The organism is Amycolatopsis sp. NPDC051128 (assembly GCF_040682715.1).
Classification (GTDB): Bacteria; Actinomycetota; Actinomycetes; order Mycobacteriales; family Pseudonocardiaceae; genus Amycolatopsis.
In genome coordinates, this window is the sequence record NZ_JBFBBN010000052.1 from 41,947 (window position 1) to 65,480 (window position 23,534).

Annotated in this window: 22 protein-coding genes and 1 pseudogene; 14 read left to right on the forward strand and 9 right to left on the reverse strand. The window is 71.0% G+C overall.

Annotation, left to right across the window (positions count from 1 at the left end; translation table 11 throughout):
• Nucleotides 1-64: 64 nt before the first annotated feature.
• Genes AB0M82_RS36885 through AB0M82_RS36900 form a run of 4 tightly spaced genes read left to right on the forward strand, consistent with a single transcriptional unit; the run spans nucleotide 65 to nucleotide 4,516 of the window.
• Nucleotides 65-2,338 carry an excinuclease ABC subunit UvrA gene (locus tag AB0M82_RS36885; protein WP_364732276.1) on the forward strand — a complete coding sequence of 758 codons (2,274 nt, stop codon included), beginning with the start codon at nucleotides 65-67 and terminating at the stop codon, nucleotides 2,336-2,338.
• Nucleotides 2,335-3,141 carry a siderophore-interacting protein gene (locus AB0M82_RS36890; protein WP_364732279.1) on the forward strand — a complete coding sequence of 269 codons (807 nt, stop codon included), beginning with the start codon at nucleotides 2,335-2,337 and terminating at the stop codon, nucleotides 3,139-3,141. The genes AB0M82_RS36885 and AB0M82_RS36890 overlap by 4 nt, the downstream gene beginning before the upstream one ends.
• Before the next feature lie 16 nt (nucleotides 3,142-3,157).
• Complete coding sequence (locus tag AB0M82_RS36895; RefSeq protein WP_364732282.1) at nucleotides 3,158-4,045, forward strand: aminoglycoside phosphotransferase family protein; 888 nt, start codon at nucleotides 3,158-3,160, stop codon at nucleotides 4,043-4,045.
• Nucleotides 4,046-4,099: 54 nt separating this feature from the next.
• Nucleotides 4,100-4,516 carry a nuclear transport factor 2 family protein gene (locus tag AB0M82_RS36900; RefSeq protein ID WP_364732285.1) on the forward strand — a complete coding sequence of 139 codons (417 nt, stop codon included), beginning with the start codon at nucleotides 4,100-4,102 and terminating at the stop codon, nucleotides 4,514-4,516.
• Here AB0M82_RS36900 and AB0M82_RS36905 read toward each other — a convergent pair whose 3' ends face one another.
• Entirely contained in the window at nucleotides 4,517-5,080 is a 564-nt protein-coding gene (locus tag AB0M82_RS36905; RefSeq protein ID WP_364732349.1) for a TetR/AcrR family transcriptional regulator, read from the reverse strand. It abuts the gene before it with no gap.
• A 265-nt stretch (nucleotides 5,081-5,345) separates the two neighbouring features.
• Nucleotides 5,346-6,050: an SDR family oxidoreductase gene (locus tag AB0M82_RS36910; RefSeq protein ID WP_364732287.1), complete on the reverse strand. Its 705-nt coding sequence runs from the start codon at nucleotides 6,048-6,050 to the stop codon at nucleotides 5,346-5,348.
• Nucleotides 6,051-6,151: 101 nt separating this feature from the next.
• On the opposite strand from AB0M82_RS36910, the gene AB0M82_RS36915 reads away from it, so the two are divergent.
• The 3 genes and pseudogenes from AB0M82_RS36915 (at nucleotide 6,152) to AB0M82_RS36925 (ending at nucleotide 8,458) form a co-directional block, all read left to right on the forward strand.
• Nucleotides 6,152-6,643 (forward strand): helix-turn-helix domain-containing protein, encoded by a 492-nt coding sequence (locus tag AB0M82_RS36915; RefSeq protein WP_364732289.1) that lies wholly within the window; start codon nucleotides 6,152-6,154, stop codon nucleotides 6,641-6,643.
• 313 nt (nucleotides 6,644-6,956) lie between these two features.
• A pseudogene (locus AB0M82_RS36920) lies at nucleotides 6,957-7,202 on the forward strand (snapalysin family zinc-dependent metalloprotease); the annotation flags it as partial.
• A 101-nt stretch (nucleotides 7,203-7,303) separates the two neighbouring features.
• On the forward strand, nucleotides 7,304-8,458 hold the full coding sequence (locus AB0M82_RS36925; RefSeq protein WP_364732292.1) for an AAA family ATPase: 1,155 nt from the start codon (nucleotides 7,304-7,306) through the stop codon (nucleotides 8,456-8,458).
• Nucleotides 8,459-8,563: 105 nt separating this feature from the next.
• Here the strand turns inward: AB0M82_RS36925 and AB0M82_RS36930 are convergent, their stop codons facing one another.
• Entirely contained in the window at nucleotides 8,564-9,565 is a 1,002-nt protein-coding gene (locus tag AB0M82_RS36930) for a LacI family DNA-binding transcriptional regulator (RefSeq protein ID WP_364732294.1), read from the reverse strand.
• A gap of 155 nt (nucleotides 9,566-9,720) precedes the next feature.
• Between AB0M82_RS36930 and AB0M82_RS36935 the strand changes: the two genes are divergently transcribed.
• Together AB0M82_RS36935 and AB0M82_RS36940 are read left to right on the forward strand one after the other, a co-directional pair.
• Nucleotides 9,721-12,201, forward strand: a complete 2,481-nt coding sequence (locus AB0M82_RS36935; RefSeq protein WP_364732297.1) for a LamG-like jellyroll fold domain-containing protein — start codon at nucleotides 9,721-9,723, stop codon at nucleotides 12,199-12,201.
• Nucleotides 12,202-12,316: 115 nt separating this feature from the next.
• Nucleotides 12,317-12,712, forward strand: a complete 396-nt coding sequence (locus tag AB0M82_RS36940; protein ID WP_364732299.1) for a carboxymuconolactone decarboxylase family protein — start codon at nucleotides 12,317-12,319, stop codon at nucleotides 12,710-12,712.
• Here the strand turns inward: AB0M82_RS36940 and AB0M82_RS36945 are convergent.
• From AB0M82_RS36945 to AB0M82_RS36960, 4 genes are all read right to left on the reverse strand, one after another.
• Nucleotides 12,709-13,746: a hypothetical protein gene (locus AB0M82_RS36945; protein WP_364732301.1), complete on the reverse strand. Its 1,038-nt coding sequence runs from the start codon at nucleotides 13,744-13,746 to the stop codon at nucleotides 12,709-12,711. The two genes, AB0M82_RS36940 and AB0M82_RS36945, sit on opposite strands and share 4 nt — an antisense overlap.
• A 367-nt stretch (nucleotides 13,747-14,113) precedes the next feature.
• On the reverse strand, nucleotides 14,114-14,776 hold the full coding sequence (locus tag AB0M82_RS36950) for a TetR family transcriptional regulator (protein WP_364732304.1): 663 nt from the start codon (nucleotides 14,774-14,776) through the stop codon (nucleotides 14,114-14,116).
• A 29-nt stretch (nucleotides 14,777-14,805) separates the two neighbouring features.
• A complete protein-coding gene (locus tag AB0M82_RS36955) occupies nucleotides 14,806-15,234 on the reverse strand; it encodes a PGPGW domain-containing protein (protein WP_364732306.1) in 429 nt (142 codons plus the stop codon).
• Nucleotides 15,213-16,658 carry a serine hydrolase domain-containing protein gene (locus AB0M82_RS36960; RefSeq protein ID WP_364732309.1) on the reverse strand — a complete coding sequence of 482 codons (1,446 nt, stop codon included), beginning with the start codon at nucleotides 16,656-16,658 and terminating at the stop codon, nucleotides 15,213-15,215. The genes AB0M82_RS36955 and AB0M82_RS36960 overlap by 22 nt, the downstream gene beginning before the upstream one ends.
• Nucleotides 16,659-16,802: 144 nt before the next feature.
• Between AB0M82_RS36960 and AB0M82_RS36965 the strand changes: the two genes are divergently transcribed.
• From AB0M82_RS36965 to AB0M82_RS36975, 3 genes are read left to right on the forward strand one after another with little or no spacing between them, the layout of a single operon-like run.
• Nucleotides 16,803-17,138, forward strand: coding sequence for a metalloregulator ArsR/SmtB family transcription factor (locus AB0M82_RS36965; protein ID WP_364732312.1), 336 nt, complete (start codon nucleotides 16,803-16,805; stop codon nucleotides 17,136-17,138).
• Nucleotides 17,135-17,605 carry an SRPBCC family protein gene (locus tag AB0M82_RS36970; RefSeq protein WP_364732315.1) on the forward strand — a complete coding sequence of 157 codons (471 nt, stop codon included), beginning with the start codon at nucleotides 17,135-17,137 and terminating at the stop codon, nucleotides 17,603-17,605. Before AB0M82_RS36965 ends, AB0M82_RS36970 begins: the two co-directional genes overlap by 4 nt.
• Before the next feature lies 1 nt (nucleotide 17,606).
• Nucleotides 17,607-18,209, forward strand: a complete 603-nt coding sequence (locus AB0M82_RS36975; protein ID WP_364732318.1) for a dihydrofolate reductase family protein — start codon at nucleotides 17,607-17,609, stop codon at nucleotides 18,207-18,209.
• An 8-nt stretch (nucleotides 18,210-18,217) separates the two neighbouring features.
• On the opposite strand, the gene AB0M82_RS36980 is transcribed toward AB0M82_RS36975, so the two are convergent.
• Both AB0M82_RS36980 and AB0M82_RS36985 read right to left on the reverse strand, forming a co-directional pair.
• A complete protein-coding gene (locus tag AB0M82_RS36980; protein ID WP_364732320.1) occupies nucleotides 18,218-18,805 on the reverse strand; it encodes an FMN reductase in 588 nt (195 codons plus the stop codon).
• The gene (locus tag AB0M82_RS36985; RefSeq protein ID WP_364732323.1) at nucleotides 18,802-19,890 is read right to left on the reverse strand and encodes an LLM class flavin-dependent oxidoreductase; all 1,089 of its coding nucleotides are present in this window, start codon (nucleotides 19,888-19,890) and stop codon (nucleotides 18,802-18,804) included. The genes AB0M82_RS36980 and AB0M82_RS36985 overlap by 4 nt, the downstream gene beginning before the upstream one ends.
• 106 nt (nucleotides 19,891-19,996) lie before the next feature.
• Between AB0M82_RS36985 and AB0M82_RS36990 the strand changes: the two genes are divergently transcribed.
• Together AB0M82_RS36990 and AB0M82_RS36995 are read left to right on the forward strand one after the other, a co-directional pair.
• Nucleotides 19,997-21,322 (forward strand): hypothetical protein, encoded by a 1,326-nt coding sequence (locus AB0M82_RS36990; RefSeq protein ID WP_364732326.1) that lies wholly within the window; start codon nucleotides 19,997-19,999, stop codon nucleotides 21,320-21,322.
• A 134-nt stretch (nucleotides 21,323-21,456) separates the two neighbouring features.
• On the forward strand, nucleotides 21,457-23,508 hold the full coding sequence (locus AB0M82_RS36995) for a DNA topoisomerase IV subunit B (RefSeq protein WP_364732329.1): 2,052 nt from the start codon (nucleotides 21,457-21,459) through the stop codon (nucleotides 23,506-23,508).
• Nucleotides 23,509-23,534 lie beyond the last annotated feature (26 nt).

Consider the following 23,534-nt stretch of genomic DNA (forward strand, 5'->3'; position numbering starts at 1 on the left):
TTACAGCCTAAAGTAATGTACGCTGGAGAATCACTTTACAGCCTAAACTATCAAGAGGGACGGTATGACCTCACCCAGGCGGGCCGCCGACACCCACGACGTGATCGAGGTCAGGGGGGCCCGGGAGAACAACCTCGCCGGCATCGACCTGGACATCCCGAAGCGCCGGCTCACGGTGTTCACGGGCGTGTCCGGCTCCGGCAAGTCGTCCCTGGTCTTCGGCACCATCGCGGCCGAGTCCCAGCGGCTGATCAACGAGACCTACAGCGCCTTCCTCCAGTCGTTCATGCCGAGCCTGTCCCGCCCGGACGTCGACCTGCTGGAGAACCTCAGCGCGGCCATCGTCGTCGACCAGGAGCGGATGGGCGCGAACTCGCGGTCCACGGTCGGCACCGCGACCGACGCCTACGCGATGCTGCGGATCGCCTTCTCGCGGCTCGGCGAACCGCACGTCGGCACGTCCGGCGCGTTCAGCTTCAACCTGCCCGAGGGCATGTGCCCGGCGTGCGAGGGCCTCGGCCGGGTGTCCGACCTCGACGTGCACGCCCTGCTCGACTTCGACCGTTCGCTCAACGAAGGCGCGATCCTCGTGCCCGGCTGGACCCCGGACAACTGGTACGTCCAGATCTACGTGGCGTCCGGCTTCTTCGACCCGGACGCGAAGATCCGCGACTTCACGCCGCAGCAGCTCGACGACCTGCTGCACAAGGGCCCCAGCAAGGTGAAGGTCGGCACCAGCAACCTCACCTACGAAGGCCTCGCGGTGAAGATCCGGCGGCTCTACCTGCAGAAGGACACCGAGTCGCTGCAGCCGCACATCCGCGCGTTCGTCGAAAAGGCCGCGGCGTTCAAGACCTGCGACGAGTGCGGCGGCGCCCGGCTGAACCAGGCGGCGCTGTCGGCGAAGATCGACGGCAAGAACATCGCCGACTGCGCGGCCATGCAGATCAGCGACCTCGCCGAGTTCGTCCGCACCCTCGACGCGCCGTCCATCCGGCCACTGCTGGGCAACCTGCGCGACACGCTCGAGTCGCTGGTCGAGATCGGCCTCGGCTACCTGTCGCTCGACCGCGAGTCCGCCACCCTCTCCGGCGGTGAGGCGCAGCGCGTGAAGATGGTGCGCCACCTGGGATCCAGCCTCACCGACGTCACCTACGTCTTCGACGAACCGACCGTCGGGCTGCACCCGCACGACATCGAGCGGATGAACAACCTGCTGCTCTGCCTGCGCGACAAGGGGAACACGATCCTGGTCGTCGAGCACAAGCCGGAGACCATCCGGATCGCCGACCACATCGTCGACCTCGGCCCCGGCGCGGGCACCCACGGCGGCCGCCTCTGCTACGAGGGCGACGTCGACGGCCTGCGCGCGTCCGGCACGCTCACCGGCCGCCACCTCGACCACCGCGTCACGCTGAAGGAACGGTTCCGCACCCCCGCCGGGCACCTGCCGATCACCGGCGCGCGGCTGCACAACCTCCGCGACGTCAGCGTGGACCTTCCCCTCGGCGTGCTGACCGTGGTCACCGGCGTGGCGGGGTCCGGCAAGTCGTCGCTGATCCACGGCTCCCTGGCCCACCGGGACGGCGTCGTCGTGGTCGACCAGTCGGCGATTCGCGGGTCCCGGCGGTCCAACCCGGCGACCTACACCGGCCTGCTCGACCCGATCCGCACGGCGTTCGCCAAGGCCAACGGCGTCAAGGCGAGCCTGTTCAGCGCCAACTCCGAGGGCGCCTGCCCGCACTGCAAGGGCCTCGGCGTGATCTACACCGACCTGGCGATGATGGCCGGGGTCGCGTCGGTCTGCGAGGAGTGCGAGGGCAAGCGGTTCACGCCCAAGGTGCTGACGTTCGAACTGCGGGGCAAGAACATCAGCGAGGTGCTCGCGATGTCCGTCGCCGAGGCGCGCGAGTTCTTCGGGTCCGGCGGCGCACGGACGGTGCTCGACCGCCTCGCCGACGTCGGCCTCGGCTACCTGACGCTCGGGCAGCCGCTGACGACGCTCTCCGGCGGCGAGCGGCAGCGGCTCAAGCTGGCGATCCGGATGGCCGAGCGGGGCTCGACGTACATCCTCGACGAGCCGACGACCGGGCTGCACCTCGCCGACGTCGATCAGCTGCTCGCGTTGCTCGACCGGATCGTCGACGCGGGCAACACGGTGATCGTCATCGAGCACCACCAGGCCGTGATGGCCCACGCCGACTGGCTGATCGACCTCGGCCCCGGTGCCGGCCACGACGGCGGCCGCGTGGTGTTCGAAGGGACCCCGGCGGCACTCGTGGAGAACGCCACCACGCTCACCGCCCGCCACCTCCGCGAATACCTGGGGAAACCATGAACACCACCGGCCTGCTCGAAGTGACGGCGGTGCGGCGGGTGACCCCGCGCACCGTGCGCGTCACGTTCACCGGCGACGGCCTCGGCGAGCTGGAACCGTGGCCCGACCAGCAGCTCAAGCTCCTGTTCCCGCCGCCGGGCCGCCCGGTGCGGCTGCCCTCGCCGGACGACGACGTCATGCGCTGGTACCAGGCGTTCCTGGCGATTCCCGAGGATGAGCGCCCGGTGATGCGCAGTTACACGGTCCGCGACCGCGATCCGGCCCGGGCGGCGATCGACGTCGACTTCGTGCTGCACGATGCCTCGCGGCACGACGGCCCGGCGACCGGATGGGCCCGGTCCGCGGCGCCCGGCGACGTTCTCGGCCGGTACGGCCCGGACGCGACCTACCGGCGTCCCGTGCCCATCGCCGGCACGGTGGTGATCGCCGGCGACGAGACCGCGGTGCCCGCCGCCGCCACCCTTCTGTCCGAAGTGGACAATGCGCTGGTGTTCCTGGAGGTGCCGGACGCGGCCGAGGAGCAGCCGCTGCCCGGCGAGGTGCGCTGGCTGCACCGGGACGGCGCGCCGCACGGCAAAAAGCTGCTCGAAGCCGTGCGTGGCGCCTCGTTCGGGCCGGCATCGGCCGCTTGGCTCGCGGGGGAAGCCGGGATGGTGCGGTCGCTGCGCCGCCACCTCGTCGGCGAGCGCGGGCTCGACAAGCGCGTCATCGAATTCACCGGGTACTGGCGGCGCGAGCTGACCCAGGACGACGCGCCGACGTCCGAAGATCTGGCCGACGCGCGGGAAAAGCTCGGCGGCTAGTGGCAGACTCGCCGACGTGCGCACGGAAGAAGCTCTGGCGACGGCGGGCATCGACCCGGCTTCGGTCGTCGCGAGCGAGGACATCGGCGGGGGAACCTACAACACGGCGATCCGCCTGAAGCTGTCCGACGGGCGGCGGCTGGTGCTCAAGATCGCGCCGTCCGCACCGGGATTGTCCTACGAGCACGACCTTCTGGCCACGGAAGCGGAGTACTACCGCCGGGTCCCGGGCCCGCTGCCGTCCGTCGTCGGGGCGGGGCCGGGGTTCCTGCTGATGACGGAACTGCCGGGCATCCCGTGGTCGCAGGCGGCCGACGGTCCGCGGCCGCACCGGGAGCTGGGCGGGATCGTGGCAGGGCTGCACACCGTCACCGGAGACGGCTTCGGCTACCCGCAGGACCCGCCGCGGCCGACGTGGCCGATGGCGTTCACGGCGATGGTCGACGCGATACTCGGGGACGCCGTGACCTACGGGGTACGGCTTCCCCGGCCGGCGGCGGAGATCGCGCACCTGGTGCACCGGCACGAGCCGCTGCTGGGCCTGGTCACGACGCCGGTGCTGGTGCACTTCGACCTGTGGGACGGCAACATCCTGCTCGACGGCTCCCGGGTGTCCGGCATCATCGACGCCGAGCGCGCGTTCTGGGGCGACCCCGTGGCGGAATTCGTCTCGCTGGCGCTTTTCCGCGACCTGGACCCGGCGTTCGTCGAGGGTTACCGGGCGGCGGGCGGCCCGGTGGAGTTCGGCATGCCGATGTGGGCGCGGCTCAGGCTGTACCGGGTGTACCTCGACCTGATCATGCTGGTGGAGATGGCACCGCGGAAGGACGACGACGCCGACCGGGCACGATTCCTCTCGGCCCGGCTCGCCGAAGACGTCGACGCTCTGCAGTGCGCGGTGTGATCACGTCGCAAAGCCGCCAGCCTGGACCCCCTGACCACGCTTAGGGTCTCGGGCATGCAGAGCCGCGAAATCGTCCAGAACGCCTGGAAGGCCTTCGCCACCCACGACGCGGACCAGATCGCCGAGGTCTTCACCGAAGACGCCGAATGGCTGGCCCCGCCGGGAAACGCCACCGCCGTCGCCCTCGGCGGCCCGTCGCACCTGGTCGGGCGGAAGACGATCGTACGATTCCTCGCCGAGGACTTCCCCCGCTTCTTCGTCAGCGATGTCGCCGTGACCTTCCACGGGTTCCACACCGACGGCGAGCGGGTGATCGTGGAGGAGACCATGACCGCGACGCTCGCCAACGGCAAGCACTACGCCAACGACTACTGCTTCGTCTTCGAACTCCGTGACGGGCTCATCCACCGGGTGCGCGAATACATGGACACGGCTCGCGGCCACCGCATGGTCTTCGGCGAGGCCCGGTGATCACGCGAAGACCAGCGACACCAGTTCGTCGACGAAGGGCTCCACCAGGTCGGCCCCGGTCCGGTTCAGCACGCTGTGGAACAGCGCGACCCGCCCGTGCGCGCCGACGAACACCACCGCCGCCGCGCGGCCCGGGGTGACCCGCAGCGGGTGACCGGCTTCGACGCAGCGCTCGAAACCCGCGGTCAGGTGGGCGATCACGTCCAGCAGCGGCCCTTCCGCCCGGGCGCCGGGCGCCGGCCGCGACGCCCCGTTCGACAGCATCAGCCGGTAATGCCCGGGATTCTCCATGGCGAACGTGCAGTACGCGTGGATCTGGGCCCGCACCCGGCCGACGACGTCGGTTTCGCCGAGCGACTCCTCCGCCGCACGCATCGATTCCCGCAGCCGCGTGTATTCGTGATCGAGCAGGCCCCGCACCAATTCCGCGCGGTCGGAAAAATGCTGGTAGATGCTGGCCGGGGCGATGCCGACGGCGCGGGCCACCCCGCGGATCGTCAGCCCGTCCTCGCCGCCGAGCTCGGCGAGCAACCGGCCGGCCGCCGCCAGGATCTCCCCACGCAGCCGTTCGCCTTCGCCCCAGCGGTTTCTTCTTCGGCCGTTTCCGGCTTCGGCTTTCTCCGGCACCCGCCCATTCATACGCCCGCGGTCGCCACGCCCGTGTTCCGGGGTCCCCGAAAACGCCGGAAACCCCGGACGCCACGCGTCAGCTTGGCGATTGACCTTGTTTCGAGCCCCCTCCGGCCACGACTTCACATCGACCGGGAAACGGCCTCCGGTCCGCGCATCGGCAGGAACGTTCAACGGGCCGAAACGGTCCGAAGTGGACTCAGGAGACCAGCGCCGGGTAGAGCCCGGTCAGGTCGCCGGACAGCCCCGCGCGCACGGTCCGGCTGAGGTCGTCGGCGAGCACCTCGAAGCGGCCCTGCTCGACGCCGTCGAGGGCGAGACCGGCCACGACCGCCGGGTCCTCCTTCGGGCCGTCGACGTGCCTGGCCATGTCGGTGTCCATGTAGCCGACGTGCAGCGCGGTCACCAGCGTCTTCTGCGGCGCCAGCTCCTGGCGCAGCCCGTTGGTCAGCGACCAGGCCGCCGACTTGGCCGCGGAGTACGCCGCGACCTGCGGCACGGTGAACCAGGACAGCACCGACAGCACGTTGAGCACCGCGCCGCCGCCGTTGCGCTCGAGGGTGGGCGCGAACTCGCGCGTCACCGCCAGGGTGCCGAAGTAGTGCGTCTCCATCTCCAGCCGGATGTCCTCGAGAGACCCGTCGAGCAGCGACGCGCCGGTGAACGACCCGGCGTTGTTGACCAGCAGCGTGACGTCGCTCGCGGCCGCCGCGGCGGCGCGGACCGACTCGGGGTCCGTGACGTCGAGCTTCAGCGGGACGACTCCCGGCAGATCGACCGACTCGGGATTCCGCGCGGCCGCGTAGACCTTGGCCGCGCCTCGCTCCAGGAGCGCGGCGGCGAACTGCCGGCCGAGTCCCCGGTTGGCTCCGGTGACCAGCGCGACCGCACCCGTGATGTCCATGATGAGCTCCTTCCACACCTGACTTGCTCGTTGCAAGCTAGCTGCCGCCGACTCTACGACGTAGACTTGCTCCCAGCAAGCCAGGTCGAAGGGATCACACGATGAGCCGCCGCATCACCTGGGAGGACGCCTCCTGCCCGATCGCCCGCGCCGCCGACGTCCTCGCCGAGCCGTGGACGCTGCTGATCCTGCGCAACGCCACGGCGGGCACCACCCGGTTCGAGGACTTCCGCGGCCAGCTCGGCATCGCCGACAACGTGCTCACGACCCGGCTGGCCAAGCTCGTCGACCGTGGGCTGATGACGAAGCTCCCCTACCGCGACGGCGGCCGCACCCGCCACGAATACCGCCTCACCCAGGCCGGCTCGGACGCGTTGCCGGTGCTGCACGCCCTCGGCACGTGGGGCGACACGTACACCTCGACGGAAAACGCGTATGGCCCGATGAAACTCGTCCACACCGGCTGCGGGCAGCCCACCCGGCCGGGCACGAAGTGCGACAGCTGCGGAAAACCGCTGGTCAGGGACGATCTCGCGTGGCGTGGCTCCTGGCTCAGCGAGGGCGAGATCCCCCTGGCGGATCCGGTCGGCTGAGCCGAACAGGCAAGGCCGGGTAGTTAGCGGCGGCAGCGAGCTGTCAAGCTGCCCGATTGGCCCGATTGGCCCAGTTTCAGGAGCTCGCCCACAGCCGTGAATGGCCCATTGAGGGACATAGAGTCCCTCAATGAGCCATTCACGGCCATCCGCTGACCGCTTGCGCGGCAGAGGAATCCTTAACTACCCGGCTTGGCCGGACGGGGCATCTTCGTATGCGCGGCGGCGCATGTCAATACGTCGATATGGTTGGTAAATCACCATTTGCCGTGGAGTACGAAAGTCGGGTCACAGCCGGCGGGACGATCTCTACCAGGCCGGGCAGTACGACAAGACCCGCATCGCGGCCCACGAGACCGGGCACGCGCTCGGGCTGCCGGACCACTACGAAGGTCCGTGCTCGGAACTGATGTCCGGCGGCGGCCCCGGCCCGTCCTGCGCCAACGCCGACCCGAACGCCACCGAGGCGGCGAAGGTGCAGTCCCTGTGGGCCAACGGCTTCCGCGCGGCGGCCGGCACGCCGAGCCGCGTCTACGAAGTGACCATGCCGGTCAAGTGACCCGGATCTGACGTCGTCGGGGGAGGCCGCACCGGGGTTGCCCGGTGCGGCCTTCGTGGTTCGACGGCGGAAGTGCCGGGGTGGCGGTTAGGTTCGGGGGCATGCTCACCACCTTGGCCGTCGAGAACTACCGCTCGCTGCGCGATCTGGTGCTGCCGTTGTCCGGGCTGACCGTCGTCACCGGGCCGAACGGCAGCGGCAAGTCGAGCCTGTACCGGGCGCTGCGGCTGCTGGCCGACGCGTCGCGCAACGGCGCCGTGTCGGCGCTGGCCCGCGAGGGCGGGCTGCCGTCGACGTTGTGGGCCGGCCCGGAGAACGGCGTGCGACGGGGGACTTCGCGGGTTCAGGGCAAGGTGCACACGAAGGCCGTCGGGCTGCGGCTCGGCTTCGCGGGCGACGAGTTCGGCTACGCGCTCGACCTGGGGCTGCCGGTGCCGGGCGCAACGCTGTTCAACCTCGACCCGGAGTTCAAGCGGGAAGCGGTGTGGTCGGGGCCGGTCCTGCGGCCGGCCGCGTTGCTCGCGGACCGGGCGGGCCCGTCGGTGCGCACCCGCGTGTCCTCCGGGGCGTGGGGTGACGATCGGTTCAAGATCCGGTTGACCGACAGCATGTTGAGCGAGTTCGCGGACCCCCGGGCGTGCCCGGAGCTGCTGGTGCTGCGGGAGCGCATCCGGTCGTGGCGTTTCTACGATCACTTCCGCACCGACGCCGACGCCCCGGCCCGTCAGTCCCGCATCGGCACCCGCACCCCGGTGCTGTCCCACGACGGCGCCGACCTCGCGGCGGCCTTGCAGACGATCATCGAAGTGGGCCGCACCGAGGACCTCGCGGAGGTGCTCGACGCGGCGTTCCCCGGCTCGACCTTGGAGGTGCACTCCCAGGACGGCCTGCTCTCGGTCCAGCTGCGCCAGCACGGCTTGCTGCGCCCGTTGTCGGCGGCGGAACTGTCGGACGGGACACTGCGGTTCCTCCTGTGGGTGGCGGCCCTCCTGACCCCGCGCCCGCCGGAGCTGCTGGTGCTGAACGAGCCGGAGACCAGCCTCCACCCGGACCTCCTCCCGGCCTTGGCGACCTTGATCGCGACGGCGGCCAAGGAGACCCAGCTGGTGGTGGTGTCCCACGCCCGGCCCCTGATCCGCGCGCTGGCCGAAGTGACCGAGGTGGGCACGGTGGAACTGGAGAAGGAGTACGGCGAGACGAAGGTGGCCGGCCAGGGCCGCCTGGACCGGCCCTCCTGGCACTGGCCGTCCCGCTGACCAAACGCCCCAATGTGGCGTTGGGTGCGTCCAACGCACCCAATGTGGCGTTCGGTGCGTCCAACGCACCCAACGCCACATTGGGGCGCATGAGCCGGGGAACCCTCAGCGGCCGCGGGTGCTTTCGCGGATCTCCAGGGCGAACGGGGTCTGGATGTCCTGGGGCGGTGACGTCTTGTCCCCCGTGATCCGGCGGTGCACCAGGTCGATCGCCGCCTCGGCCAGTGCCGTTTTGTCCGGGGCGATCGTCGTCAACGACGGCAGGGAGAACTCGCTCTCTTCGTTGTTGTCGAAGCCCGCGATGGCCACGTCCTCCGGGACCCGCAGCCCCCGCTCGGCCACCGCCCGCAACGCGCCGATGGCCAGGAGGTCGTTGAAGCAGAACACCGCGTCCGGCGGCGAAGGCAGCGCCAGCAACGACTTCATCGCCGCCGCGCCGTACGCGCGGTGCCACTTTTCCGCCGGGGCCACCAGCTCGTCCGCATAGGACAGTCCGGCCGCGGCCAGCGCCGACCGATACCCGGCCAAGCGCTGCGACGAAGTCCCGCGCGCCGGGTTGAAGCCGATCGCCGCGATGCGGCGGCGGCCCAGCGAAGCCAGGTGCGAGACCGCCGTGTGCGCCGCCAGGACGTTGTCGATCGCCACGTGGTCGATGGCCATGTCCAGCGAGTGCTCGCCCAGCATCACCAGCGGCATCTCCCCCGCCGCAGGGAAGTCGGCCGCCTCCAGGGCTTCCGGGTGCACCAGCGCGCCGTCGACCAGGTGCGGCCCGAGCGACTCCAGGGTCTCCCGCTCCCGCGACCGCGTCCCCTGCGTCTGTTCGATCAGGACGTTCCACCCGCGGTTCCGGGCCGCCGTGATGACCAGGCCCGCCAGCTCCCCGAAGTACGGGATCGAAAGCTCCGGCACCATCAGCGCCAGGAAACCGGTCCGGCCGCGACGCAGGTTGCGCGCCCCCACGTTCGGCCGGTACCCGGTCGCCGCCAGGGCCTCCTCGACCCGCCGCCGGTTCTCCGGCTTGACGAACGCGTAGCCGTTCACCACGTTCGACACCGTCTTCACCGACACTCCGGCGAGCGTGGCGACGTCCTTGAGCGTCACGGTCACAAGCGGTCCCTTCAGGTCGGCGTGCGCGAAGTGTAGCGAGCCACTGCCGGTTTACAACGTTGTTCCAACGATGTAAAAAGTACTTCAAGGCTCCCGTGGTGACCCCGATCACCTCGGCGAGCAGGGCCACCAACGACGCTGTCCGAGGAGTCGCCGTGCTCTCGTCCTCCCGTCCCCGCCTGACTGCCCGATGGGCTGCCGCCATCGCACTCGCCCTCACCGGGCTCGCGGTCCCCGGCGCACACGCCGCTTCGCCACCGCAATGGCAGCGGCTGGCACCACCGCTGAGCACACCGTGGACCGGCGACGTCTCCCCGGCGAACGCGCTCCCCGACTACCCCAGACCGCAGCTGACGCGCTCGAAGTGGCAGAACCTCAACGGCGTCTGGGAGTTCGCCTCGGCCAAGCCCGGCGAAGCGGCACCGGTGGGGCGGTCGCTGGGAGAGCGCGTTCTCGTGCCGTACCCGGTGGAATCCGCGCTGTCCGGGATCATGCGCCACGAGACGCAGATGTGGTACCGGCGCACGTTCCAGCTGCCCCGCGACTGGCGCGGGCAGCGGATCCTGCTGCACTTCCAGGCCGTCGACTACGACGCCACCGTCATCGTCAACGGCAGGACCGTCTCCCGCCACACCGGTGGCTACGACGCGTTCTCCGTCGACGTCACGGACGCCCTGACCACGGCCAGGGACCAGGAGCTGATCGTCGGCGTCGCCGACCCGAACGACCAGGGCGGGCAGCCGATCGGCAAGCAGCGCAAGCCCGGCGACGGCATCTTCTACACGCCGTCGTCCGGCATCTGGCAGACCGTGTGGCTGGAACCGGTGGCGCCCGCGCACATCGACCGGCTGGACATCACGCCGGACGTGGCGAGTGGCTCGGTCACCGTCAACGCCGTGGTCGGCGGGCCGGTGCGGCAGCGCGTCGAAGCCGTCGCCTACGACCACGGCCGCCCGGTCGGGCGGGTCGGCGGTGACGCGAACAAGCCGTTGAAGCTCAAGGTGGACCGGCCGCACCTGTGGTCGCCGGACGACCCGTTCCTCTACGACCTGCGCGTGCGGCTGTCCACAGGGGACGAAGTGGGCTCGTACTTCGGCATCCGGTCGATCAGCGTCGGCAAGACCGCCGACGGCAAGCAGCGGATGCTGCTCAACGGCAAGTTCGTCATGCAGGTCGGCCCGCTCGACCAGGGCTTCTGGCCGGACGGCATCCACACCGCGCCGACCGACGCGGCGCTCAAGTTCGACCTGGAGCAGGAGAAAGCGCTCGGCTTCAACATGGTGCGCAAGCACATCAAGGTGGAGCCGGACCGCTGGTACTACCACGCCGACAAGCTCGGGCTCATGGTGTGGCAGGACATGCCGGCGATGAAGGACGACGTCGAGCCGAGCGCGGCGGCGCGCGTCAACTACGAGTCCGAGATGAAGCGGATGATCGACCAGCACCGCGGCTTCCCGTCGATCGTCACCTGGGTGCCGTTCAACGAGGGCTGGGGCGACTACGAGGTCGGCCGGATCGCCGGCCTGGTCAAGTCCTGGGATCCCTCGCGGCTGGTCGACGCCGAGTCCGGCGTCAACTGCTGCCGGTCCGAACCGGACAGCGGCCAGGGTGACATCTACGACGACCACAGCTACACCGGGCCGGGCACGCCGATGCAGACCGGCACGCGCGCGGCGGTCGACGGCGAGTACGGCGGCCTCGGCCTGAAGGTCGCCGGGCACGAGTTCGACCCGGCGGGCAGCTTCGCCTACGAGATGGAGCCCGACAGCGCGACGCTGACCCGGCGCTACGGCGAGCTCCAGCAGCGGCTGCTGCTGGTCGCGCGCCGGTGCGGCGTCTCGGCCGGCGTCTACACGCAGACCACCGACGTCGAGAAGGAGGTCAACGGCTTCTTCACCTACGACCGGCAGGTGAAGAAGATGGACTTCGCGGCGGTCCGCGCGGCGAACCTCGCAGTGATCAAGGGCGCGACCGGCGCGCCGGTGGCCGGGCCTTCGGTTCCCGCGGGCACGCCGGGCATCGACGGCATCGCCGCGTACCCGTTCGACGAAAACGCGGGCACGGTGGCGAAGGACATCGCCGGCGGCCACGACGCGACGCTCGTCGGCGGCGCGTCCTGGACGGCCGGGAAGAGCGGTTCGGCGCTGGCGGTGAACGGCTCCGGCCAGTACGCCGACACCGGTGCCGCCCTGCTGAACACGGAAGGCAGCTACAGCGCGGCGGCGTGGGTCAAGTTCACCGCCGTGGGGGACGGCTTCCAGACCGTGGTGAGCCAGGACGGCGACAGCAACAGCGCGTTCTTCCTGCAGTACTCGGGCGCGGACCACCGGCTGGCGATGAGCTTCGTGGGCACGCGGGCCCTGGCGCCCACCGCGCCGGAGCCGAACCGCTGGTACCACGTCGTCGGCGTCCGCGACGCGGCCTCGGGCACGCTGAAGCTCTACGTGGACGGTCAGCCGGTGGCCACGAAGAGCGTCTGCCTCGGCGAAGCGTCGACGGGTCACACGGTGATCGGCCGCGGCAAGTACGGCGGCGGCCCGGTCGACTATCTCAACGGCGCGGTCGACCAGGTCCACGTCTACGACCGGGCCCTGTCCGACGCGGAGGTGAGCGCGCTGTACTCCAGCGGCCGGTAACCAGCCTCCCGGTCCCGTGACGGCCACCCGCCGTGGTGGCCGTCACGGTTGACCTGGAGCGTGCTCCAGCCCCTAGCGTCGAGCACGGCACGACGTACTGGGGAAGGAACCCGACATGACCGACGAGCGCTTCGAGCGTGGCCTGAAGACCCTGACCGAGATCGACGGCGAAAGCGGACAGCGGGTGCTCGACGCCCTCGCCGACGTGTCCCCCGCGCTGGCCGACGCCGTGGTGTCGTGGGGGTTCGGCGAGGTCTACGCCCGCCCGGGACTGGCACCGCGCGACCGCCAGCTCGTCACCCTCGGCATGCTCACCGCGCTCGGCGGGTGCGAGCCGCAGCTGGAGGTGCACGTCAACGCGTCGCTCAACGTCGGCCTGACGCCGGCGGAGATCGTCGAGGCGCTGCTGCACTCGGCTGTCTACTGTGGATTCCCGAAGGCGCTGAACGCGACCTTCACGGCCAAGAAGGTCTTCGGCGAGCGCGGGCTGCTGCCGGTGACCGCGGACTAATGCCCGGCGCCCGGAGCCGGCGCGCCGTCGAGCAGGAACAGCTGGTGTCCGCCGCCGTCGCAGGGGTCCTGGATGAGCTGCACCCCTGGCTCGGTGCTGCCCCGGAACGCGCCGACGCACCACTTCGCTCCGGCGACCGACCGCATCCGGTAGCCCGTGGCGACCGGCTCGAAGGTGAAGAGCTGCTCGGGCCGGCCGTCGGCGCAGTCGTCACCGGCCAGGAGCACCTCGATGGTCGTCCCGCCGTCGTCGACGGTGACGCACCCTTTGCCCTTGTCGGGGTGGCGCATGAAGAGCCGGTACGCCCCTTCGGACGGTTCCGCGGTGATCGGCGGGAACGCCTTGTCGCAGGGTTGCTGCCCCACGACCTCCCGCGCCTGCCGCACGAACCGTTCCGGGCCCTCGCCGAGGCAGAACCCGGTGTGTGCGAGCCGCACCCGCAGCGCCCCGGCGGGCAGCGGCGCTGAAGACCGGCTCGTCACGGACACCGGCGCTGGGGCCGTCGGGCTGGGCGCCGGGCTGGAACCCGGCGCGGCCGCGGGACTCTCGCCGTCGCGGCCGAACACGATCAGGCTCGCGATCACGAGCGCGACCACGGCGGCCGCGGCGGCCACCGGCCACACCAGACGGCGCTTGGCGCGCGGCTCGGCCGACGGCGGCTCGGCCGACGGCGGCTCGGCCGGGACCGGTTCGGTCGGCAGCGGTTCCGACTGCGGCTCGGCCTGCGGCGGTTCCGGTTCGGCTCGTTCTTCTTCTCGCGCGGCGAGCGCCGCACGAGAAGCGGTCCAGCGCGCCACCGTCGGCTCGTCGCCGCCGCAGGCCCGGACGAACGCCGCGAGCAGGTCGGCCCTGGGCAGGGTGTCCCGGCTCAGCGCGCCGCTGATCGTCGAACTGGGCAGGGACGCGCCCGCCCTGGCCGCACGGCGTTCGAGGGTGCGGTAACTCAGGTCCGTGACGACGCGCAGCCGCCGCATGGCGGCGACGAACGCGGCGGGATCGGTGGCCTCGCTCGGGTCGGGCCAGTCTCCGGGCACGTCGCCCTCCCCCCAGGTGAGTGACTTCCGGCCGGAGTCTAGCGCCGTGCCGGAAGTGGCCGGAACTGTCCGGAAACCTTGTTCGAGCTCGACGCGGACGGCTTCGTTCGGTGGCGAACTTCGAGCAACGAGGAGGACATCACCGATGCCGAAACGCCGGTTTCGCTAAGGCTTCCTCGCCTGCATGCCGGTCGTGGAAGCCGTGCACAAGCAGGGCTTCATCGCCTCGAACGGGCGCGGGGACGTTCTGCGGACCGTTGGTCGAGATCTGTTCCCCGATGGGCGCGCTCATCGGCAAGGCTGCCGCCGGAGTGGCGGCGGAAGACGCCTCGGGAGCACACCGTTCCCGAGGTGGCCCGCACGGACCTCACCGTCGCCGCGCGACGAGGCCGGCCAGCAGGTTCGTGAGCCCCTCGCCGAGCCCGGCCGCGAAGTCCGGCTGCTCGCCCAGCTCGGCGGCGGCCGCCGCGACGGTCGCGGTCGGGTTGGCGTAGGGCCACGATCCCGACACCAGAACCACCACGCCGAGGGCGAAGTGCCGGGCGGCGTCGGGCGACAGCTCCGGGATCCGGACGCCGACCAGCGCGCCGAGCCGCTCGGTGTTCGCGACCGCGCGGCGCTTGAAGCCGCGCGCGAAGTCCAGCGAGATGTTCCGCTCCAGCACCGGCGCCATCGAACTGATCAGCTCGCACAGCAGCCGCTGCTCGGCGAGCGACGTCGCGATCGTCCGCGCGACACGCTCTTCGCGCGCGAAGCCGGACTCCGCGGGTGCCGGGTCGCCGAGCGCCTTCTCCAGCTCGTCGAGCCAAGCCGTCCAGTCGCTGTCGAGCACCTCGAGGAAGACCGCCTCGCGGCTGTCGAAGTACCGGAGCACGTTGGACTTCGCGAGCCCGACCCGGTGGCTGAGCTCCCGGAGACTGATGTCGGCGACCGGCCGGGCGGCGAGCAGCTCCCGCGCCGCGGCGAGGATCGCCGTGCGGCGCGCCTCGATCTGCTCGGGCCGGCGGGCGCGCTGGAATCCGGCGCTCATGGCGCCGAGGTTAACAGGCCGGTGTCCTGTTATGCGCCACGTGAAGGTGTCGTCCCGGCGTTCCGCCGCGACTTGACCCGCCGATAGCTCCAGCCCAGCAGCGCGAAGAGGATCACCGAGGACAGGATCAGGCTCGATCCGGTGCTCCAGCCGCTGAACGGCAGCGACCTCACCGTGCCCCAGACGATCCCCGCCGCCAGCAGCGCCAGCCCGGCGAGCACCGAGCCGGCGATCCGCAGCGGCGAGGACACGCTGTCCTCGGCCGCCTTCATCGCCCGGTCGCGGACCGGGTCGACGTACCGCTCGAGCTTCGGGAACTCCGAGGCGAGCAGCAGCAGCCCGGCGAGCACCAGCAACAGCCCGGGGCCGGGCAGGACGAGCAGCAGCACCCCGACGACCAGCAGGATCGCGCCGCCCGCCACCACCAGGACCCGCTTCATACGCTTTCCGAGTCCCACGCCACCACTCCCGTCGTCTCGCCCGATTCTTCCCGTCGAAGCCGGGCCGTGCCACCTGCGAGTGCCCATACCCGCGCACCGAGAACCACCAACGCGCAGACCGTGGCCGATCCGAGCCAGGCGACGAGCCCCGGCCAGACGTACAGGATCTGCTCGAACGTCCCCTCGCGCCCGGCGAACACGACGCTCATCAGGTCCGGCAGCAGCACCAGGACCAGCGGCGGGAGCAGGCACGGCAGCAGCCGGAGCCCGGCCCGCCACCACCCGGCCCGGCGCGCGGCCCACCGTCGCGCGTGGACGACGCCGAGCGCGGCGAGCAGCACCGAAAGCAGGATCATTCCGGCGAGCACCCGGTCCGCGACCACCCCGGCGGGCAGCGCGAGGTCCGGCGAGCCGCCCTGGAGCAGCGTGGCCAGGCCCTGCGCCAGCGTCTCGGCGTCGTTGTCCAGCGCCATGCCGGTGGTGGCGAGCACCGCGACGCCGTAGCCGCCCGGGAGCAGGATCTGCGCGGCGGTGTGGCTGAACCACTCGCCGGTGTGGGAGAGCTGCCCGGGGCGGTAGGCGGCCCAGCCCAGCGCGTACTGGCGGCCGGGCGCGGGGGTGTGCGCGAGCGCGACCGAGGCCGGCGACACGACGCCGCTGCCGCCGCGCTGCGCGATCAGCCACCGGGCCAGGTCCGCCGCGGTGGTCTGCACGCCGTGGCTGCCGCCGGTGAACCAGTCCGGTTCGGACACCGGGACCTCGAACCCGAACGCCCGCACGTACCCCGGCGAGAGGTCCGCGGGCGGCTCGTCCACGGTCGTGCTCGACGTCATCCCCAGCGGGGCGAACAGCCGCGTGCGCAGGTACTCGGCGAACGGCTGCCCCGCGACGACCTCGACGATCCGGGCGGCCACCTCGTAGTTCGGGTTGTGGTAGTGGTACTGCGCCCCCGGCTCGTCGGCGAGGCCCGCGTCGCGCAGGCGGCTCACCGCTTCGGCGAGGGTGTGCGGCTGCGGCAGCTTCAGGTCGGGGAACGCGGAGTCGGCCATCCCGGACGTCTGGTCCAGGAGCATCCGGACGGTGATCCGCGCGCCGCGCGGGTCGGCGAGCCGGAACTCCGGCAGGTAGCGCGTCACGGGCTCGTCGAGCCCGAGCCGGCCCGCCTCGGCCAGCTGCAGCACCGCGAAGGCCGTCATGGACTTGCTCACCGACGCGATCGGCAGGCGGGTCGACGCGGTGATCGGCGCGCCCGTCGCGTCGTGGCCGTAGCCCGCGACGTGGACGACGTCGGCGCCGTGGGTGACGGCGACCGCGGCGCCGGGCAGGCCGGTGTGGTCGAGGTAGGCACGGACGTAGCCGTCGACGTCGAGGGGCGGTGCCGCGGCGGCGGGGGTCGCGGTGGCGAGCAGCAGGGCCGCGAGCACGAGGAAAAGCCTGGTCATGCGGGTCAAGGTAGGCGGCACGGCAGTACCCTGGCCGCTGCCGCACGGCGCCGGTGACCCCCTACTTTCGGCACCTTCTTGACGACGGCCTCGCGCCGGTCTTATAGTCAACACATCGGTTGATAAACAGATTGGTTGATAAAGATGGCGGTTGACGACGAGACGCTGGATCGGGCGTTCACCGCACTCGGCGACCCGGTGCGGAGGGCGCTCATCGCCCGGCTCTCCCGCGGCGAGGCGACGGTCAACGAACTGGCCGAGCCCTTCGCGATCACCAAGCAGGCGATCTCCCGGCACCTCCAGGTCCTGGAACAGGCCGGGCTGATCACCCGCGGCCGGGACGGCCAGCGGCGCCCGTGCCGGCTCGTCCCGTCCGCGCTCGAAGCGCTGACCGGCTGGATCGACACCTACCGGCTGGCCACCGAACACACCTACCGGCGGCTCGACGCCGTCCTCGACACCCTCAAGGAGCAGTCATGACCGGCACCACCATCACCGCACAGCCCGGCACCCCGTTCATCGAGGTCACCCGCGAGTTCGCCGCGCCGCGCTCGGCCGTCTTCCGCGCCTACACCGAGCCCGACCTGGTCAAGCAGTGGCTCGGCCCGCGCGACCTGGAGATGGAGATCCTCGAGTACGACGCGCGGCCCGGCGGGAGCTACCGCTACATCCACCGCGCCGAGCGCGGGGAGTTCCACTTCCGCGGCGTGTTCCACAGCGTCGAGGACGGCGAGCGGATCATCCAGACCTTCGAGTACGAAGGCGCGCCCGGCGAGGTCTGCCTCGAGACGATGACGCTCACCGAGGCCGACGGCCGGACGCGGCTGCACAGCCGCTCGGTGTTCCCGTCCGTCGAGGCCCGGGACGCGATGGTCGACAGTGGCATGGAGCGCGGCGTCGTCGAGGGATTCGAGCAGCTCGACGAGCTCCTCGCGAAGGAGGGCTGACGTGCCCGGCGTCGTGGCGAGCTTCTGCATGTCGCTCGACGGGTTCGTGGCGCGGCCCGACGACAGCGTCGGGCCGCTCTTCGACTGGTACACCGCGGGCGACGTCGAAATCCCGATGATCGGCTATCCGCTGACCTTCCGCGTCGCCCCCGCCAGTGCGGGCTACCTGCGGGCGTACCTCGACTCGGTCCGCCACAGCGCGTTCGTCTGCGGCCGCCGGGTGTTCGAGTACACCCACGGCTGGGGCGGCCGGCCGCCGGGCGGCGGCAAGGCGTTCGTCGTCACCCATCGCCCGCCGCCCACGGACTGGTCCGAGGAGAACCTGGCGCCGTTCACGTTCTGCCCGGACGTCGAGAGCGCGATCGAGCGGGCCAAGGCGGCCGGCGACGGCACCGTGGGCGTCTCCGGACCGGCCATCGCCCAGCAGTGCCTGAACCTCGGCCTGCTCGACGAGCTGCGGATCGACCTCGTGCCGGTGTTCCTCGGCGAGGGCGTGCGCTACTTCGACCACATCGACCCCGGGAAGGCCGGACTGGAGCGCCTCGAAGTCGTCGAAGGCGAGGGCGTGACGCACCTGCGCTACCGGGTGCGCCACCGGTCCTGACCGGACGCCTACTCGCCCGCGCCCGCCAGCAGCTGGTCGAAGGGGACGAACTCCGGTCCGGCGGGCGCGGCGGGCCGTCCGGCGGCCAGCGACGCCAGCTCCGCACCGGCCTTCTCGATCCGCCGCCGCAACGCACCCTCCCCATTGCCCCAGTCCGACGAAGCCGCGTACACACCCGTCGCGACCGGATCCGCCTTCAGGTACCCGAACAACGGCCGCAGCTGGTAGTCGAGCACCAGTGAGTGCCGCTCGGTGCCACCGGTCGCCCCGAGCAGCACCGGCTTGCCCACCAGCGACTCCGCGTCGAGCACGTCGAAGAACGACTTGAACAGGCCGCTGTAGCCGGCGGTGAACACCGGCGTCACCGCGATCAGCGCGTCCGCGCCGGTCACCGTCTCGATGGCCTCGCGCAGCGCCGGGCTCGGGAAGCCGGTCAACAGGTTCTTCGTGACGTCCAGCGCGATGTCGCGCAGTTCCACCACGGCCGTCGAAACCGGTGACCCGGCCGCGGCGACGGTCGCCGCGGCCAGCCGGTCGGCCAGCAGCCGGGTCGACGAGGGCACCGACAGCCCCGCCGTCACCACCGCGAGCTTCATGCCTCGCTCCCGACCAGCGCGGCCGCCTTGAGCGATTCGTGGGTCGGCGCCTCGGGCACGCCGGCCGGGCGCAGCGCGTCGAGTTCCTTGCGCAGCACCGGGATCACGTGCTCGCCGAGCAGGTCGAGCTGTTCCAGCACGGTCCTCAGCGGCAGGCCGGCGTGGTCCATCAGGAACAGCTGGCGCTGGTAGTCGCCGAAGTGCTCGCGGAAGGTCAGCGTCTTGTCGATGACTTCCTGCGGGCTGCCGACGGTCAGCGGCGTCTGCTCGGTGAACTCCTCCAGGGACGGCCCGTGCCCGTACACCGGCGCGTTGTCGAAGTACGGCCGGAACTCGTTCCACGCGTCCTGCGACTTCGGCCGCAGGAACACCTGGCCGCCGAGGCCGACGATGGCCTGGTCCGCGGTCCCGTGGCCGTAGTGCTCGAAGCGCTGGCGGTAGAAGGCGATCAGCTGCTGGAAGTGCTCCTTGGGCCAGAAGATGTGGTTGGCGAAGAAGCCGTCGCCGTAGAACGCGGCCTGCTCGGCGATCTCCGGGCTGCGGATGGAGCCGTGCCAGACGAACGGCGGGACGCCGTCGAGCGGGCGCGGCGTGGACGTGAAGCCCTGCAGCGGGGTGCGGAACTTGCCGGACCAGTCGACGACGTCCTCGCGCCACAGCTTGCGCAGCAGCGCGTAGTTCTCGATGGCCAGCGGGATGCCCTGCCGGATGTCCTGGCCGAACCACGGGTAGACCGGGCCGGTGTTGCCGCGGCCCATCATGAGGTCGACGCGGCCGTCGGCGAGGTGCTGCAGCATCGCGAAGTCCTCGGCGATCTTCACCGGGTCGTTCGTGGTGATCAGCGTCGTCGACGTCGAGAGGATCAGTTTGGACGTCTGCGCCGCGATGTGGCCCAGCAGCGTCGTGGGCGACGAAGGCACGAAGGGCGGGTTGTGGTGTTCGCCGGTCGCGAAGACGTCGAGCCCGACCTCCTCGGCCTTGAGCGCGATGCGGACCATCGCCTTGATCCGCTCGTGCTCGCTCGGCGTGGCGCCGGTCGTGGGGTCGGTCGTGACGTCGCCCACCGTGAAGATTCCGAACTGCATGTCCTGCTCCCTTCGCGAGCACCATCTTACATGCGCGTTCAACTACTTCCAAGCAAGAGATATTCCGGCCCGCCGGGCCGTTGGGGGTACCGGCTAAGGTCGGGGCATGGACGCGGAAAGCGCTCGGCTGGGCTTGGCGGAACGTTCGGTACGACTCCTCACCGGCCGCGACATCTGGGCTTCGATCACCCCCCTGCTCGCTCCGCGCCGGAACCTGGTGGCCGCCTTCGGTCACGTCGGTCCCGGCGCGGCCGCCCTGCTGCCGTTGCAGCCGGGCGACACCTTGATCACCGACGCCAGCCTGGACGTGGTGCTGGCCGGGGCCACGAGCCCGCACGCACTGCTGCACTGGGTGAAGGCCGGCGTGAGCGTGCACTCCCTGCGCGGGCTGAACGCGAAGCTGGTGATCGCCGAGGACGACCCGGCCTTCGTCGTGGTCGGCTCGGCCGACGTCACCGCCGCGGGCCCGCGTCAGCTGTTCGAAGCGGTCACCCTCTCCAACGAGAAGCACACCGTCGAGGAGGCCCAGGAAGCCTGGCTCGAGTGGTGCGACCTGGCCGGACCCGCACTGACCGCGGGTGACCTGGAGCCGCTCCTGGAGCAGTACGGCGCCGGCAAGTTCATCAGCTCGCCGCGTACTCCCCCGGTCTCCCGGCCGGGGCCGGCGGCGCCCTCCCGGCCGGTCGTCACGAGCAGGCCCGCGACCCCGGTCCGCCCCGCGGCCCCGCCGCCCCCTTCACCGGTCCGCCCCGCGACCCCGCCACCCCCTTCACCGGTCCGGCCCGCGGTGCCCGCCCCGGCCGCCGAGGCGCCGGCCACGCCGGTCCGCCCGGCCGAGCCGGCGGAACCGGTGCCGGCACAGGTCGCCGCCGCCGAGCCGGAAGCCGGCACGACGGCTCCGGACGTCGAGGCGACCGAAGCGGCCGACGTGCCCCGGCCGGCCTGGCCGCGCCCCGCCGAGCTGTACCTCGTCAGCCTCGTCGAGGGCGGCGAGCCGTCGGCCGAGGCCGAGTACCGGCTCGAGGAGCTGACCCGCGACTACACGCACCCCGGCGAGAGCGGCGAATCGCCGTTCCGCGTCGAACTGTTCTGGGCCGACGACGGCCAGGGCCAGGACCCGCCGCGCACGCTGCGCGCCGGCGTGCACGTGATCCGCGTCTACAGCCAGAAGCAGGGCCGGGCCCTGGTGGGGTCGCGAATCGAGGCTCCCGGCCTCGTGCTGCAGGCGTACACCGACGAGTACGCGTACCCGCGTCGTACGTACTGCTACCTCCTGACCCGGGAATCCTCGGCGAAACCGGCGTTCGGCGATCTCCGCAAGCGCCTCGCGGAGATCGGCGAGAAGCCGAACTTCCGGAACAGCTTCCAGGTCCCGCGGAAGATCGAAGCCCTGCTGGGCCTGTGGCCCGACCTGGGCTACGACCCCCGCTGAGGACGGCGCACGCCACTCCCGGGACGGAGCGCGCGCGGAAGTTGTCGGGGGCGGCGGATATCCTGCACTACGGTGCAGGCGAGTCCGCACCACCACCAGCACTTTCGCGAGCCACGATCCGGGAGAACGACCCTGTGACTGCCGAGACCTTGTACGGGGCCGACGACCTGACGCATCTCGAGGGTCTCGAAGCCGTCCGCAAACGACCCGGGATGTACATCGGCTCCACCGACAGCCGGGGGATCAACCACCTCTTCTCGGAAGTGGTGGACAACTCCACGGACGAAGGTGTCGCCGGCCACGCGACGAAGATCGTCGTCACGCTGCACGCCGACAGCAGCGTCCAGGTGGACGACGACGGCCGCGGCATCCCGACCGGCACTCACGCCAAGTCCGGTTTGTCCGGCGTCGAGCTGGTGCTGACGCGCCTGCACGCCGGCGGCAAGTTCGGCGGCTCCGGTTACAAGACCTCCGGTGGCCTGCACGGCGTCGGCGCTTCGGCGGTCAACGCGCTGTCGCACCGCTTCGACGTCACGGTGAAGCAGGACGGCAAGGTCCACCAGATGTCGTTCAAGCACGGCGTCCCTGGCACGTTCGACGGGCCAGGCCCGAAGGCGAAGTTCACCCGCCGCTCGGGGCTGAACCTGGTCGGCAAGATGAAGCGTGGCGAGCGCAGCGGCACCTCGATCCGCTACTGGTACGACGCGCGCTACTTCGAGTCCGGCGCGGCGCTCGACGTCGAAGGCGTGCGGACGAAGCTGCGCAACACCGCGTTCCTCGTGCCGGGTGTCACGTACGTGCTGCGCACGGCGATCGAGGACACGATCAACGAGGAGACGTTCCACTTCCCGCACGGGCTGGTGGACATGGTCGACTTCCTCACGCCATCGGGCGAGAAACCGGTCTGCGGCACGCTGCTGATCACCGGTGAGGGCACGTACAAGGAGAACGCGGCGGACGCGGCGGGCGTCATGCAGTCCAATGTGGAGCGCCACGCCGAGGTCGAGGTGGCGCTGCGCTGGGGCACCGGCTACGAGCGCACGGTCGAGTGCTTCACCAACACGATCCGCAACGTCCACGGCGGCACCCACCGCCGCGGCTTCGACCGGGCGATGGCGAAAGCGTTGCAGGACGCCATCTCCAAGACCCGCGGGCTGCTCAAGCCCAAGGAGGACATGCCGACGATCGAGGACGTCCTCGAGGGCATGACGGCCGTGGTGCACGTCCGGCTGCCGGAGCCGCAGTTCACCTCGCAGACCAAGGACGAGCTGTCCACCGCCGGGATCACCCGGGTCATCCAGGGCATCGTCGACAAGCACGTCAAGGCGTGGACCGAGGACCGCAAGACCAAGTCCGAGGCGAAGGTCGTGCTGCAGAAGGTGGTCGACGCCTCCCGCGTCCGGCTGACCCAGAAGCAACAGAAGGACGCCGCCCGCCGCAAGACCGCCCTCGAAGGCGCGGCGATGCCGCCGAAGCTGGTCGACTGCCGCACCACCGGCGTCGCCCGCAGCGAACTTTTCCTCGTGGAGGGCGACAGCGCGCTGGGGTCGGCGCGAATGGCGCGCGTGTCGGAGTACCAGGCGCTGCTGCCCCTGCGCGGCAAGATCCTCAACGTCCAGAAGGCGTCGCTGGGCGACACGCTGAAGAACGCCGAGATCGCGTCGATCGTCCAGGTGCTCGGCGCGGGCACCGGGCGCACGTTCGACCTGACCACGATGCGCTACGGCCGGGTGATCCTGATGGCCGACGCCGACGTCGACGGCTCGCACATCCGCACGCTGCTGATCACGTTGTTCGCGAAGTACATGCGCCCGGTGATCGAGGACGGCCGGCTGTACGCGGCGATGCCGCCGTTGCACAAGCTGGTCACGAAGGGCCGCAACCCGGAGACGCACTTCACTTTCACGCAGCGGGAGATGGAGCAGAAGTTCGCCGAGCTGGAGAAGGCGGGCAAGAGCATCGTCACGCCGGTGCCGCGGTTCAAGGGGCTCGGCGAGATGGACGCCGACGAGCTGTGGGAGACCACGATGAACCCGGCGACGCGCTCGGTGCGCCGCATCACCATCGACGACGCGGAAGCGGCGGAGACGGCACTGGAACTGCTGATGGGCGAGAAGGTCGAGCCCCGGCGGAACTGGCTGGTCGCCTCCTCCGACCGGGTCGACCGCGAAGCCATCGACGCCTGATTTCGTAGCTACCAAGGAGTTCTACC

Excerpts from the sequence above, each read along its gene's own strand:
- AB0M82_RS36915 (WP_364732289.1), top strand. The coding sequence starts at position 6,152 with ATGAGCCGCCGCATCACCTGGGAGGACGCCTCCTGCCCGATCGCCCGC.
- AB0M82_RS36970 (WP_364732315.1), top strand. The coding sequence starts at position 17,135 with ATGACCGGCACCACCATCACCGCACAGCCCGGCACCCCGTTCATCGAG.
- AB0M82_RS36990 (WP_364732326.1), top strand. The coding sequence starts at position 19,997 with ATGGACGCGGAAAGCGCTCGGCTGGGCTTGGCGGAACGTTCGGTACGA.
- AB0M82_RS36910 (WP_364732287.1), bottom strand. The coding sequence starts at position 6,050 with ATGGACATCACGGGTGCGGTCGCGCTGGTCACCGGAGCCAACCGGGGA.
- AB0M82_RS36890 (WP_364732279.1), top strand. The coding sequence starts at position 2,335 with ATGAACACCACCGGCCTGCTCGAAGTGACGGCGGTGCGGCGGGTGACC.
- AB0M82_RS36900 (WP_364732285.1), top strand. The coding sequence starts at position 4,100 with ATGCAGAGCCGCGAAATCGTCCAGAACGCCTGGAAGGCCTTCGCCACC.
- AB0M82_RS36950 (WP_364732304.1), bottom strand. The coding sequence starts at position 14,776 with ATGAGCGCCGGATTCCAGCGCGCCCGCCGGCCCGAGCAGATCGAGGCG.
- AB0M82_RS36940 (WP_364732299.1), top strand. The coding sequence starts at position 12,317 with ATGACCGACGAGCGCTTCGAGCGTGGCCTGAAGACCCTGACCGAGATC.
- AB0M82_RS36885 (WP_364732276.1), top strand. The coding sequence starts at position 65 with ATGACCTCACCCAGGCGGGCCGCCGACACCCACGACGTGATCGAGGTC.
- AB0M82_RS36965 (WP_364732312.1), top strand. The coding sequence starts at position 16,803 with ATGGCGGTTGACGACGAGACGCTGGATCGGGCGTTCACCGCACTCGGC.
- AB0M82_RS36960 (WP_364732309.1), bottom strand. The coding sequence starts at position 16,658 with ATGACCAGGCTTTTCCTCGTGCTCGCGGCCCTGCTGCTCGCCACCGCG.
- AB0M82_RS36980 (WP_364732320.1), bottom strand. The coding sequence starts at position 18,805 with ATGAAGCTCGCGGTGGTGACGGCGGGGCTGTCGGTGCCCTCGTCGACC.
- AB0M82_RS36985 (WP_364732323.1), bottom strand. The coding sequence starts at position 19,890 with ATGCAGTTCGGAATCTTCACGGTGGGCGACGTCACGACCGACCCCACG.
- AB0M82_RS36925 (WP_364732292.1), top strand. The coding sequence starts at position 7,304 with ATGCTCACCACCTTGGCCGTCGAGAACTACCGCTCGCTGCGCGATCTG.